Below are 13,878 nucleotides of genomic sequence, written 5' to 3' on the forward strand. Positions count from 1 at the left end.
GCAGCCTTTGCTGCTATTTTACCTTGTTAATATCTGCACCTAAGCCTTGTAAAGTTAGATGAAGATTATCGTATCCTCTTTCAATATGATAAATACTATTAACTTCAGTGGTTCCTTTTGCAGCAAGTCCTGCCAAGGTTAGAGCAGCCCCACCCCTTAAATCCTTCGCTGTAGTCTTGGCACCAGTTAACTCCTTCACACCTTTAATAACTGCAACTCTTCCAAATGTTTTAATATTTGCACCCATTCTAATAAGCTCTTCTGCATGTTTAAATCTGTTTTCAAATACTGTTTCAGAAATTATACTGGTTCCATTTGCTATTGATAAAAGAGCCATCATTTGTGCCTGCATATCTGTTGGGAATCCAGGATAAGGAAGAGTTTGTAACATCTCAATAGAGTTAATCTTTCTTGGACCTGTTACCTTCATAGAATTTCCATTACTATATATAGTAACTCCTGCTTCTTTTAATTTTGCTACAATTCCAAGAACATGATCTACAATAACATTGTTAATTATTATATCTCCCCCAGTTATTGCTGCAGCAACCATAATTGTACCTGTTACAATTCTATCGGGTATTATACTATGTGCTACATCTCTAAGAGTATTTACCCCCTCTATGGTAATAACTGATGTGCCAGCTCCAGAAATTCTTGCCCCAGATTTATTTAAGTAATTTTGTAAATCAACTATTTCTGGTTCCCTAGCAGCATTTCTGATTATAGTTTTACCATCTGCAGTTACTCCAGCTAAAATTATATTTTCTGTAGCTCCAACAGAAGGATAATCCAATTGTATATCACAACCTTTAAGTCCATTGGTTCTACAATATAAATGTCCATGAGATTCTTCAATCTCTGCCCCCATATCTTTTAATGCCTTAAGATGTAAATCTATTGGTCTTGGTCCTATTTCACAACCACCTGGATAGGATATTATAACTTCTCCAGTTCTTGCTAACATTGCACCCATAAATATAATAGAGGATCTCATCTCTCTAACTAATTCTTCCTGTACTACTATTCGATTTAATGGCTTAGAATCAACTATCATAGTAGTTCCTTCTACATCAACAGTACATCCTAAGTCTATGAGTATCTGCTTCATTATTTCCACATCCCTTAAATTAGGGATATTTGATATAATACTTTTATTTCCACCTATAACTGTAGCCGCTAATATTGGTAATACTGCGTTTTTTGCACCTAAAATTGAAGTTTCACCTGTTAATTTATTTCCACCATTAATAATATACTTCTCCACCTAACCACCTCCACATATGCTCATAATAAGTATATATGACCATATTATGCATTGGAGTAAATGAAGTTACATATTATTATTTAACAATTGTATTAATAATTTCAAATATTTTTTCTGAAGCATCTATTTTCCCTAGTTTCTTACTATTCTTTGCCATTTCTTCTAATCTATTTTTATCTTTAATTAAATCATATATAATGTCATTTAATATATTCCCTCTTATATCTTTTTCAAGCACTAATATTGAAGCTCCTTTATTTTCAAAGGCTCTAGCATTAAACTCTTGATGATTTTCAGCAGTATATGACTTTGGTATTAAAACACTAGGTACTCCTACTGCTGATATCTCTGCTAAAGTAATTGCCCCTGAACTAGTAACTACAAGAGAAGCAATATTAATAGCTTCAGGAATTTGATAAAAATATGGAAAAATTTTAATATTGTTATTTAATTTAATATTATCTCTCTTCAACCTATCTATAAATTCGTCATAAAATCTTTTACCTGTTACATGTATTATCTGTATATCTTTTTTATCTACTGCTTCCTTTATAAGAGAATATATTCCGTCATTTAAGGTCTTTTGTCCTCCACTTCCTCCAAAAGATAAAATAAAAGGAACAGATTTATCTATATTTAACGCTTTATAAGCTTCTTCTTTATTGATATTTAAAATTTCCTTACGAATTGGATTCCCAGTATTTATGACTCTATCTGGATATTTGAAATATTTTTTTGCCTCATCAAAGGTTACGGCTACTTTGTCTACATATCTTGATAATATCTTATTAGTAATACCAGGAAAGGCGTTTTGCTCATGTATCATTGCTGGAATTTTTTTCTTTTTTGCAATATATACAACTGGGCCACATACATATCCGCCAGTACCTATCACTACATCTGGCTTAAATTCATTTATAATTTTTTTAGCATCATTTATTCCATGAAATAATTCTTTGAGAGCTATAAAAGATTCTTTATTTATTTTTCTTGGCATTCCCTTAACCCTTATGGTTCTAAATTGAAATCCTTCCTTTGGAACAAGTTCTGATTCTAATCCCTTTTCTGTACCTACATAAAGAATTTTTGCATGTTTATCTTTATTCTTTATTTCATTTGCAATGGCCAGGGCTGGATAAATATGTCCTCCCGTGCCTCCCCCTGTTATTAAATACTTCATATTTGTTCAACTCCTATCTAAATTTGCGTGCCTTGAAATGTTTAAGAGTATTCCTATAGCTGACATATAAATCATCAAGGAAGTCCCTCCATAGGATACAAAAGGAAGTGTAATCCCTGTAGTTGGTATAGATGATGTTACTACTGCTATATGAATTAAAGATTGAACAGTTACCAGAGCAGTGATACCTGAAGCTAAAAAACAACCAAAACTATCCTCTATGCTAAGTGCAATACGTATTCCCCTCCAAATAACTAACATCAATATCAATATCACAGTTAAAGTACCTAAAAAGCCTAATTCTTCTCCTATAATTGAAAATATAAAGTCATTATAAGATTCTGGAATATATGAAAACTTTTGTCTACTTTTACCTAGACCTAAACCAAATAATCCTCCTGAACCTAAAGCATATAAGGATTGTACTGCCTGCCAACCAATATCAAGTTTATGAGCAAAGGGATCTCTAAATGCTGTTATCCTATTTCGTCTATATGCATTTTTTTCTCCAGATAATGCTAAAACTCCTAATCCTATTAAACCAACTCCCATAAAAATCAAGTGAGATAAATTCATTCCTGCTATAAAAAACATACTCATTAAAGCACCTGCTAAAGTAATAGTAGTACCTAAATCCTTTTGTATATATATAAATCCACATGATATGCCAATAATAATCAAAGCTGGTATTGTTCCTTGTTTTAAGGTTCTTATATTTTCTTTTTTATTGGCTAGAAAATTTGCAAAATAAATAATTGAACCGATTTTTATGGCATCAGATGGCATAAAAGTTGTAAAACCTAAATTAACCCATCTCCTAGCACCTTTAAGGGATTTGCCTAAAGGTGTAAAAAGCAATGCCCCAGAACCCAATGATAATAAATATATTAAAAATGAATATTTTTTCCAAACCTTATAATCAATATTCATACAAATTATCATTCCAACTAGACCTATTGATGCCGCTATTATTTGTTTCTTTAAAAAGTAATATCCATTCCCAAAATCCTGCATAGCCTCTGGCCAAGATGAACTAAATACCATTATGATGCCAATAAATACTAGCATTAAAGTTCCCATTAGCAAACTAAAATCAACAGCTTTTTTCTTTTTTACTGAATTCTTCTTTGCCATTTTAATCCCCCTTTAGACCATAAACGGCATCTTTAAAATCTTGACCTCTTTCTTCAAAATTATTGTACATATCCCAGGATGCACAAGCAGGAGATAGTAAAATATTATCTTTTTCTTCACCACAATTATAAGCTAATTTAACTGCTTCTTTCATATTCTCTACTAAATGTACATTATTAAATCCATTATTTATTGCTGTTTCCTTAATTTTTTCTTTAGTGGAACCTAAAAGTATTAATTCTTTAACCTTTCCATTGAAAGATAAAATCAATTCATCAAATTCAGCTCCCTTATCATATCCTCCTGCAATTAATATTATAGGGGCTTCCAATGCTTCAATTGCTTTTATTGTTGAATCAGAGTTTGTTCCCTTAGAGTCATTATAAAATGATATTCCCTTTATAGTTTTTACATACTCTATTCTATGCTCAACACCAGGAAATTCTCTTAACACTTCAGCTATAATTTCTAGCTCTATACCCATTGCCCAAGAAATAGCTATGGCTCCAAGAGCATTTTCTAAATTATGTTTCCCTAAGATTTTCAGTTGTCTATATGGTAAAATCTTAGAAAGATTTTGTCCATCTTTCAATACTATATAATCTCCATCTATAAATACTCCATTATCAAGTTTTTGATTTGCACTGAACCAAATTATATTTGAATTAACCTCATTTTGTATTTCTCTAAGAGTTTTATCTTCATAATTTAACACTGTATAATCATATTTATCTTGATTTTTAAATATTTTTTTCTTAGAAAGAATATAATTATCTAAAGACCCATGCCAATTTAAGTGGTCTGGTGCAATATTGGTTACAAGACTTACCTTTGGTTTAAAATATATAGTATTTTCTAATTGAAAACTACTTGCTTCTATTACAAAAACGTCATCTTTATTAGCATTTACCATATCCCATAATATACCAACTCCAATATTTCCTGCAACATATGTATTGCAATTAGCTTTTTTAAAAATCTCACCTACTAAAGTTGTAGTAGTTGTTTTACCATTTGTTCCTGTTATAGCAATTATATTATCTGTAGGAGAAATCCTATAGGCTAGTTCTATATCTGTAATGACCTCAATATTCTTTTCTTGAGCATTTACTAAAATAGGAGCTGTCGGTGGAATACCAGGACTCTTAACTATTAAGTCAATATCCTCTAAAGGAAGTTCATTAGTATTCAAATGTTTTTCAACATATATATCTTTAATCTTGTCAAAAAAATCCTTCAACTCATCTTTAGTCTTAGAATCGCATACTATTATTTGTGCACCTAGTTTATGAAGGGCTTTCACAGTTGATAATCCAGAGATACCAAGCCCAAAAACTAAGACTTTTTTATTCTTTAAATACATAAAACCAGCTCACTTTCCTTAAATTAAACTTAAAATTCCAATTAAACAAAGAACAACCGTTATAGTCCAAAATACTGCTACTACCTTAGTTTCCTTCCAGCCTTTCTGCTCATAATGATGATGCAATGGTGCCATTAAAAACACTCTTTTCCCTGTTAATTTAAATGATGTTACCTGTATAATTACAGATAATGCTTCTATAAAATAAACCCCGCCTACTATAGGTATTACAAGAGGAATATTTAGAAGTATGGCTATTGCCGATACAGCTCCACCTAAAGCAAGAGAACCTGTATCACCCATAAAAACCTTTGCCGGATGTGCATTATGTACCAAAAATCCCAAACAAGCCCCTGCTAAGGCCGTTGAAAATATGGAGATACTTCCCATACCCCAATTTAATGCCATAAGTCCAAAAAAAGATAATACTATTAAAGTGACCCCAGATGCTAATCCATCCAATCCATCAGTTAAATTTACACTATTTACAGTACCTACTACTACAAATGCAATAAAAGGAATATAAAAATGACCTAAATCTAAATATTGATTCTTTAAAAATGGTACAATTAGTTTAGTTCCTAGAACAGAAGTAGAAGATTGATAAATTGCTAATATAGTAGCCAATATTACTTGACCTATTAATTTTTGATAAGGTTTTAGTCCTAATGACCTCCTCTTAACTACTTTAATATAATCATCAACAAAACCAATTAATCCAAATCCAAATGTGGATATTAAAAGAACATAGGTATCCTTGTTTAACATACCGGAAGTCAATACAGTAATAGCCAATGCTATAAAAATAATAATTCCACCCATAGTAGGAGTTCCTGATTTTTTAAGATGGGTCTGTGGTCCGTCATCCCTAACACTTTGACCAATTTTCAACTTTCTTAATAAAGGAATTATTATTGGTCCAAGTATTAGAGTAACTAAAAAAGAAATGGAAATTGTTCTAAAAATATCTATATATTCTATCATTTAATTTTCTCCTCTCAAGTATCTAATCCTATTGCTAATTATCCTTTAAACATACATAATCAAGAACAATTTGTCTTTCATCGCATGGAAAAGTTTTATCTCCAATTATTGTATAAGTTTCATGTCCTTTTCCAGCTAAAAGTATTACATCTTTAGGTTTAGCATTGTCTATTGCATATTTTATAGCCTCTATTCTATCTACTATTTTTACATAATTCCCATTGACCTTCTTTATCCCAACTAATATATCTTCAATTATCATTTCTGGATCTTCATATCTAGGATTATCTGATGTAACAATGGATAAATCTGCATGGCGACCTACTGTTTCCCCCATTTCAGGTCTTTTCGTTTTATCTCTATTACCTCCTGCTCCAAAAACAACTAGCTTTCTTCCTTCTGTAAATTTATCAATTACAGTAAGTACCTTTTCAAGTCCATCTGCAGTATGGGCAAAATCAATAATAACTGTATATGGTGTATTAGTAGGTACAACTTCAAATCTTCCCTTTATTCCTTCAACAGATTCTAAACCTTTTTTTATAATTTCTAAAGGAATTTCATATGCATATGCACAGGCTGCTGCTGCTAATGCATTATATACACTAAATTCTCCTGGTACATTTAAAAGTATATCAACATTACCTCTTGGAGTATTTAAGGTAAATCCAACTTTAGATAAGGTAAAGTCTATATTCGTTGCAAAAATATGAGCTTCATCCTCTATCCCATATGTTAACAAAGGTACTCTTTCTCCAACTATTTCAACAATCTTTTTCCCATAATTATCATCTATATTTATTATATTAAATTTATTTGTTTTATAGAAAAGCTTTAATTTACTATTAAAATATTTATCCATAGTTTTATGATAGTCCAAATGATCCTTAGTAAGATTCGTAAATATTCCTACTTGAAAATCCATGTACTCTACTCTCTTTAATTCTAAAGAATGGGATGAAACTTCCATAATACAAATATCTGTTTTTATATCTACCATTTTTTTTAGCAAATCATGAATAACCAGAGCATTTGGTGTAGTATTATCAAGTTTTACGTTTTTATTTCCTATAACAGCTCCAATAGTTCCAATAATTCCTACATTTTTATTATTCTCTTCTAATATGCTTTTAATAAAATAAGTTATAGATGTTTTGCCATTAGTTCCCGTTATCCCTACCATGTCTAAAGATTTCCATGGTTCTTCATAAAAAACACCTGATACTCTTGCTAATGCATCTACTGAATCTTCTACCTTTATTATTGTAATATCTTCTACAATAGATACTTCTTTTTCTAAAATCACAGCTACTGCTCCATTTTCTATTGCCTTATGAATATAATTATGTCCATCTACAGTAAATCCTTTTTCTGCAATAAATAGATTACCTTTTTTTATTTTTCTTGAATCATTTTCTATTCCAGTTATCTCAGTGTCTAAATCTCCTTTAATTAAGTCAAATTTATAATCTTTTATTATATCCTTTAGATTCATATTGCACCTACTTTCTTTTATCCTTATTGAATAATTTAATTAAAAGGCAACTTTATTTAAGTTGCCTCTAACTATATTACTCTTATGTTTCGCCAAATTCAACCTCTATTTTCGTATTAATAGGGATTTCTTCTCCTGGTACTGGCTTCTGTTCCTTAACCTTTCCATTTCCCTTTAACTCATAATTTAAATTCAGCTCATCAAGGATTTTTATTACATCTTCTCTATCCTTTCCAATAAGGTAAGGCATCATAATTTTTTCCCCTATTTTTTCATTTACATATAAATCCACTATGGAACCTTTTTGAACCTCAGTCTTAGGCAGTGGAAATTGATCTATTACAACTGATTCAGAAGTTATATCTAAATACTCAGTAGTATATTTTAGTCCTAAATCTGTTAATATTTTTCCAGCATTACCAATCTTTATATTTCTTATATCTGGCACTATGACCTTCTCAACAATTTGTGACTTTTCTTTATCTGTAAACACTGGAGTAATTTCAAGGTAATTTAAAGTCTCCTCTAAAACCGTTTTAGCTATAGGTGCGGCTACTGTCCCTCCATAATATACCCCAACAGGCTCATCTACCACTACTAAAATTGCAACCTGTGGATCATCTACTGGTGCCACAGCTACAAAAGAACCAATATACTTTCCTGGTACATATTTACCATCAATAATTTTCTGAGCAGTTCCTGTTTTCCCCCCTACTCTAAACCCAGGTATATATGCTTTACTTCCTGTACCCTCACTGACTACTTTTTCCATCATCTCTAACATAGTTTTAGAAGTAGATTCTGATATAACCTTTCTTTTTATTTCTGGTTCAAAAGTCTCAACAATCTTACCCTCATCATCAATCAACTCTTTTACAAGTCTAGGCTTCATTAAATTTCCACCATTAGCAACAGCAGATACTGCATTAATTAACTGTAAAGGAGTAACTGCAATACCATGACCATAAGATAAAGTAGCTAAATTTACTTCCTTGATATTCTCAGTATTGGATGGAATAATACCTCCCTGCTCTCCATTTAAATCTATATCTGTCTTTTCTCCAAATCCAAATGCCTTTATGTATTTATATAAACGTTCTTTTCCTACTTTTCTACCTAAATTTACAAAAACAACATTACAAGAAGTATTCATTCCCTCTGCTAAAGTTTGATCTCCATGGGGGTTATACCATCTAGAACATTTCAATACTACACCTTTTATATCCCTTATAAATCCATTACAATAAAAATGCGTATCAGGTGTTGCCACATTTTCTTCAATGGCAGCTGTTGCAGTAATTATTTTAAATGTGGATCCTGGTTCATATGCATCATTAATCGCAAAATTCCTCCACATATCGTACCAACGCTTTTGGAGTTCTTCCTGTGGTAAGTCTTCCCATTCTTTTTTAGTTTTTTCATCTAATGGAGTCCTTGGATCATTAGGATCATAATCTGGCTTATTAGACATTGCTAAAATATCCCCTGTTTTTGGATCCATCATTATAATAGAAACATTTTTAGCACCAGTTGTTATAAAAGCTTCCTCTGCAGCTTTATCTGCAAAATGTTGTATAGTTTCATCAATAGTCAAAACCACAGACAAGCCATCTGATGCCTCATATATTTTCTCGCCATCAAAGGGTAATTGTCTGCTTGCAGCATCTGTTATTTTTACCCATTTACCTGGTGTTCCAGTTAGATATTTATCATAGGTTCTTTCAATGCCATATAATCCATTATTGTCAATATCAGTAAAACCTAATACAAAAGAAGCAAAATTACCATATGGATAATATCTCCTATTATCATCAACTATTTCTATACCCTTTAACTTTAACTTTCTTAACTCTATGGCTTCTTCCTTAGTTATCCATTGTTTAATTCTCTCAGTTCTAATTTTCTTAGTAATTTTAGCGTATACATCCTCTTCATCTAAATTTAATACTCTTGCTACTTCCTTTGCTGTCTCACGAGGATCTTTTATATCCGCCGGACTAGCCCATACAGTTGATGTGCTAATGCTTACAGCTAATTTTTTACCTTTTCTATCATAAATAATTCCTCTTTTTGATTTTATAGTTATTCCCTTAGTCCATTGTTCTAATGCTCCTTTTTTTAGTTCCTCAGCCTTTACTATCTGTAAATACCCTAATCTTCCTATTAAAAGTATAGAAACAATAACTACTGCACCAAAAACAAATAACAATCTCTTCTTAGATGAATAGCTTGGTTTCCCCAAGGCAAACACCTCCTAAAATAAGTTTGCAACCATGCTGAACATTTTCTTTATTTGTTTATCTATGCCTGGTTTCTCCTTATCTTTAATTATATTATCCTCTACTGTTACATACACGATTTGTCCTTCACTTGGATAGTCCATACCCAATTTTGTAATGGCATCTTCTGAAATTTTTGTTGAGGATTTTATCCCTTCAAGTTCTGCTATTAAATCTAATTTTTCCTTCTCAAGTCTAATCTTCTGTGTTTCTAATTTTGTTATTTCATGTCTTACTGCAGTTATATTAGCATATCCAAATAATATAAATAAGGCTATTCCTAAACCAAACATAGATAAACTTAAAATTGATAATTTAGCAAAGCTACTGCTTTTTTTCTTTTTCCCATGTACTTTCTTAGTAGTACTACTTCTCCTATTATGTTTTGGATTTTCTTTTACCTCCACTTTTTTTTCAGGGTAATAACTAAGCTCTTTCGCTACTAACAATTTATTCTCCCCCTTTATTATTTAGAACATTAAGTTTCTCTGCTATCCTAAGCTTTGCTGATCTAGATCTAGGATTTCTATCTATTTCCTCCTTGCTAGGTACTATAGGTTTCCTAGTTATAATTTCTATTTCTCTAGTCTTATTACATATACATTGTGGTAAATGTGGAGGACATATACAATCTTTATATAATTCTCTAAATCCTTCTTTTACAATTCGATCTTCTAATGAATGAAATGTAATAATTGCCAATCTGCCACTTGGGTTTAAAAGATTTGTCATTTTAGGAATTGCTTCTGTCAAAACATCCAACTCTCTATTTACCTCTATCCTAATTGCTTGAAATGTCTTTTTTGCTGGATGGTGTCCATCTTTTCTTACTTCTTTTGGTATTGCTTTTTTAATAACTGATACCAATTGAAATGTGGTATCTATAGGAGCTATTTTTCTATCCTCAACAATAAACTTTGCTATCCTTCTAGCCCATCTTTCTTCACCATAATCCCAAATAATCTTTTCAAGCTCCTTATGGGAATATTTATTTACTACATCCCAAGCTGAAAAGGAGCTTGTCTCATCCATTCTCATATCAAGGGGTGCATCTTTATTATGTGAAAATCCTCTGCTTTCTTCATCTAATTGATGTGAAGATACTCCTAAATCCAAAAGTATCCCATCTACTTTTTCAATCCCTAATTCATTTAATACCTCATCTATGTTTTCATAATTGTTATGGACTAATATTACTTTATCTTTATATTCTTTCAGGACTTCACCAGCTTTATTTAATGCATTTAAATCTTGATCAATTCCTATTAATTTCCCCGTAGTCAACCTTTTAACTATTTCAGATGAATGTCCAGCACCACCTAAAGTTCCATCTACATAAATTCCGTCATTCTTTATATTTAACCCTTCTAACACTTCATCTAATAAAACAGACACATGTTCAAAATTCATATACTCTCCCCCAATTATATCCCCAACTCTGCCATTTTTTCTGCTATACTATCGTAAGACAAATTATCATCGTTATTATAAGCATCCCATTCCTCTTTGCTCCAAATCTCCATTCTAGTGGATACTCCAATGACTACAGCCTCTTTATCTAATTTAGAATGTTCCCTAAGATTAGCCGGTATAAGAACTCTGCCTTGCTTATCCAAAGAACCTTCACTGGCTCCTGAAAAGAAAAATCTAATAAATGCTCTTGCATCACGGTTAGTAAGTGGTAATGTTTTAAGCTTTTCCTCTAAAATAATCCATTCTTCTTTGGGGTATACAAAAAGACAATTATCAAGTCCTTTAGTCATAACAAACTCCTCCCCCAATTCTTCTCTGAATTTAGAAGGTATGATTATTCTTCCCTTAGTATCTAAAGTATGCTGATATTCACCAATAAACATACTAATCACTCACTTAATATATATTTACTACCACTTTCCACCACTTTGTACCACTATATACTATTCTACACTAAATTAAAAAATCCTTCCACCTTTTTTTGTAAAAAATTTATCTAGTACTTTAGTCACAATCTGCTATATATCGACATTTAAATGGAATAAAATGGTATAAAAAAACCGTTGGCTTTTTATGCCAACAGCTAAAGTTTAATATCTTCATTTTTTTTTCTTCTTCTATAGAAAATATATATTGGAATTACAAAACCTACTATACTAACAAGCTGTGCCACCCTAATTGGTCCTAACATTAAACTATCAGTTCTAAGACCTTCAATGAAAAACCTAATAAAAGAATATAAGGATAGATAGAGTAAAAATACTTCTCCTTTGATTTTTTGCTTATTATTTCCATACCAAAGAAGAAATAAAAAGACTAGGAAATTCCAAATTGACTCATAAAGAAAAGTAGGATGTACTTTTATCCCGTTCACCATAATCCCCCAAGGCAAATTTGTCGGTCCTCCATGAGCTTCTTGGTTAATAAAATTTCCCCATCTTCCTATGGATTGAGCTAAAATCAAGCTTGGCGCACATATATCAGCAATTGTCCAAAATTCTATTTTTCTAATTTTAGTGAATACAATAGCTACTATAATAGCTGTAATTATAGCTCCATGAATAGCCAACCCACCATTTCTAATATTTAATGCCTCTATAGGATTATCTTTATAAAAATCCCAACTAAAAATAACATAATATAATCTTGCACCTACTAAACACAAAGGAATTTCCCATATAAGAAAATCCATCAAAATTTCTTCATCAAGTCCAACTCTTTTGGTTTCCCGAAGAGCAAGTATAGTACCTATCAATACCCCTGTGGCTATTAAAATACCATACCATCTAATTTCAAGACCAAATAGCTGAAATGCAACTGGATCCATAATAAAACCACCTTTCTAAATACTTCATTGGATTAGTATATCACAAATGAAGATTCATTTCTATTATCTTAATGGATTTATTATAGATAGAACAATATTATCCTTTACAAAATGACTATTGAATCTTTTAATTATATCGTCATAAGTAATGGACTCTAAGATATCTAAATAATCTATTAACAGCAAACCATCAAAATAAGATGAGATAAAGGTGTTAGCAATAAACTCAACAGAATTAAGCCCCATTAAAAACTCCCCCATACTCTTTTTCTTGATACGATTGAAATCATCTTCTAATAAAATAGAAGTTTCTTCTTTTTCAATTAGTGAAACTATTCTATTATATACTTCTTTAGGAGCCTTAGACTCACCTGTAATTAAAGAATGACCATAGGATTTTTTTCCTGTATAATATGCACCAAAACTGTTATCTACAAGCCCTTCTTCATATAAGGTATTATAAAATACAGAACTTGAACCAAATAACATATCAAGTATGAAATTTGTAATAAAATCTTTTTTTATTCGCTCTTTATTTTCTAACTTACAATCAATATCCTTGAATCCAATGTAAAATAATGGAGCAGATGTCATCATACTTTCCTCAATAAACTTTTCTTTTACTTTATTAGGTTCCTCTGGGAAAAATCTATTGATTTTTTCTACTTCCTTATAGTCCTTTCTCTCCGATTTATCTACTACTTTAAGTATCTCATCAAAGGATAAATCTCCTACAATAAACATAACCATATTAGTTGGATTGTAGAAGGTATTATAACATTTATAAAGTAGTTCTTCATCTATCCTTTGTATGCTTTCTACCGTACCTGCTATATCAATTTTAACTGGATGTTCATTATACATTGCACTTAAACAATTGAAAAACACCCTCCAATTTGGGTTATCTCTGTACATATTTATTTCTTGGGCAATAATCCCCTTCTCTTTTTCAACATTTTCATCAGTAAAATATGGATGCTGCACAAACTCTATCAATAATGCTAAATTTTCATAAAAATTTTCAGTAGATGAAAATAAATATGCTGTTTGAGTAAAATTAGTATATGCATTAACATTTGCACCTAATCTAGAGAATTTATCGAAAATATTTTCTTCAGGCTCTTCAAAAAGTTTATGCTCTAAAAAATGTGCAATACCTTCAGGTACTTCTATTATATCTTTTTCTCCTACTGGAATAAATTTATTATCAATACTACCATAATCAGTAGCAAATATTGCATATTGCTTTGTATATCCTTCTTTTGGCATAAAATAAACTTTTAATCCAGATTCCATCTCTTTGTAAAAAAGTTTTTCTTTTATTTTCTCATTTTCGTATATTCTGATGTCCAATTATATTCCTCCTATATTTATCT

12 protein-coding genes are annotated in these 13,878 nt (G+C 31.0%); all 12 read right to left on the reverse strand.

The window, feature by feature from the left end; all coding sequences use genetic code 11:
- Positions 1 to 13: 13 nt before the first annotated feature.
- Entirely contained in the window at positions 14 to 1,267 is a 1,254-nt protein-coding gene (gene murA, locus BUB33_RS02475) for a UDP-N-acetylglucosamine 1-carboxyvinyltransferase (protein ID WP_072972728.1), read from the reverse strand.
- A 76-nt stretch (positions 1,268 to 1,343) separates the two neighbouring features.
- Positions 1,344 to 2,447, reverse strand: coding sequence for an undecaprenyldiphospho-muramoylpentapeptide beta-N-acetylglucosaminyltransferase (murG, locus tag BUB33_RS02480; RefSeq protein ID WP_072972730.1), 1,104 nt, complete (start codon positions 2,445 to 2,447; stop codon positions 1,344 to 1,346).
- A 6-nt stretch (positions 2,448 to 2,453) separates the two neighbouring features.
- On the reverse strand, positions 2,454 to 3,581 hold the full coding sequence (ftsW, locus tag BUB33_RS02485) for a putative lipid II flippase FtsW (RefSeq protein WP_072972732.1): 1,128 nt from the start codon (positions 3,579 to 3,581) through the stop codon (positions 2,454 to 2,456).
- Position 3,582: 1 nt separating this feature from the next.
- On the reverse strand, positions 3,583 to 4,944 hold the full coding sequence (murD, locus tag BUB33_RS02490; RefSeq protein WP_072972735.1) for a UDP-N-acetylmuramoyl-L-alanine--D-glutamate ligase: 1,362 nt from the start codon (positions 4,942 to 4,944) through the stop codon (positions 3,583 to 3,585).
- Between the two features lie 18 nt (positions 4,945 to 4,962).
- Positions 4,963 to 5,928 carry a phospho-N-acetylmuramoyl-pentapeptide-transferase gene (gene mraY, locus BUB33_RS02495; protein ID WP_072972738.1) on the reverse strand — a complete coding sequence of 322 codons (966 nt, stop codon included), beginning with the start codon at positions 5,926 to 5,928 and terminating at the stop codon, positions 4,963 to 4,965.
- Positions 5,929 to 5,962: 34 nt separating this feature from the next.
- Complete coding sequence (locus BUB33_RS02500; protein WP_072972741.1) at positions 5,963 to 7,423, reverse strand: UDP-N-acetylmuramoyl-L-alanyl-D-glutamate--2,6-diaminopimelate ligase; 1,461 nt, start codon at positions 7,421 to 7,423, stop codon at positions 5,963 to 5,965.
- An 82-nt stretch (positions 7,424 to 7,505) separates the two neighbouring features.
- On the reverse strand, positions 7,506 to 9,665 hold the full coding sequence (locus BUB33_RS02505; RefSeq protein WP_072972744.1) for a PASTA domain-containing penicillin-binding protein: 2,160 nt from the start codon (positions 9,663 to 9,665) through the stop codon (positions 7,506 to 7,508).
- 12 nt (positions 9,666 to 9,677) lie between these two features.
- Entirely contained in the window at positions 9,678 to 10,151 is a 474-nt protein-coding gene (locus BUB33_RS02510; protein WP_072972746.1) for an FtsB/FtsL family cell division protein, read from the reverse strand.
- Position 10,152: 1 nt separating this feature from the next.
- Positions 10,153 to 11,112, reverse strand: coding sequence for a 16S rRNA (cytosine(1402)-N(4))-methyltransferase RsmH (gene rsmH / locus BUB33_RS02515; protein ID WP_072972749.1), 960 nt, complete (start codon positions 11,110 to 11,112; stop codon positions 10,153 to 10,155).
- A 14-nt stretch (positions 11,113 to 11,126) separates the two neighbouring features.
- Positions 11,127 to 11,558: a division/cell wall cluster transcriptional repressor MraZ gene (gene mraZ, locus BUB33_RS02520; protein ID WP_072972751.1), complete on the reverse strand. Its 432-nt coding sequence runs from the start codon at positions 11,556 to 11,558 to the stop codon at positions 11,127 to 11,129.
- Positions 11,559 to 11,758: 200 nt separating this feature from the next.
- On the reverse strand, positions 11,759 to 12,502 hold the full coding sequence (gene lgt / locus BUB33_RS02525) for a prolipoprotein diacylglyceryl transferase (RefSeq protein WP_072972753.1): 744 nt from the start codon (positions 12,500 to 12,502) through the stop codon (positions 11,759 to 11,761).
- 63 nt (positions 12,503 to 12,565) lie between these two features.
- Positions 12,566 to 13,855, reverse strand: coding sequence for an EF-P 5-aminopentanol modification-associated protein YfmH (yfmH, locus tag BUB33_RS02530; protein ID WP_200778092.1), 1,290 nt, complete (start codon positions 13,853 to 13,855; stop codon positions 12,566 to 12,568).
- Between the last annotated feature and the right edge of the window lie 23 nt (positions 13,856 to 13,878).

The organism is Tissierella praeacuta DSM 18095, assembly GCF_900128955.1.
GTDB classification, from domain to species: Bacteria; Bacillota; Clostridia; order Tissierellales; family Tissierellaceae; genus Tissierella; species Tissierella praeacuta.

What these genes read in the sequence shown, in the direction of transcription:
- murG (WP_072972730.1), bottom strand. Translation starts at nt 2,447, where the DNA reads ATGAAGTATTTAATAACAGGGGGAGGCACGGGAGGACATATTTATCCA.
- ftsW (WP_072972732.1), bottom strand. Translation starts at nt 3,581, where the DNA reads ATGGCAAAGAAGAATTCAGTAAAAAAGAAAAAAGCTGTTGATTTTAGT.
- murD (WP_072972735.1), bottom strand. Translation starts at nt 4,944, where the DNA reads ATGTATTTAAAGAATAAAAAAGTCTTAGTTTTTGGGCTTGGTATCTCT.
- mraY (WP_072972738.1), bottom strand. Translation starts at nt 5,928, where the DNA reads ATGATAGAATATATAGATATTTTTAGAACAATTTCCATTTCTTTTTTA.
- BUB33_RS02500 (WP_072972741.1), bottom strand. Translation starts at nt 7,423, where the DNA reads ATGAATCTAAAGGATATAATAAAAGATTATAAATTTGACTTAATTAAA.
- rsmH (WP_072972749.1), bottom strand. Translation starts at nt 11,112, where the DNA reads ATGAATTTTGAACATGTGTCTGTTTTATTAGATGAAGTGTTAGAAGGG.
- mraZ (WP_072972751.1), bottom strand. Translation starts at nt 11,558, where the DNA reads ATGTTTATTGGTGAATATCAGCATACTTTAGATACTAAGGGAAGAATA.
- lgt (WP_072972753.1), bottom strand. Translation starts at nt 12,502, where the DNA reads ATGGATCCAGTTGCATTTCAGCTATTTGGTCTTGAAATTAGATGGTAT.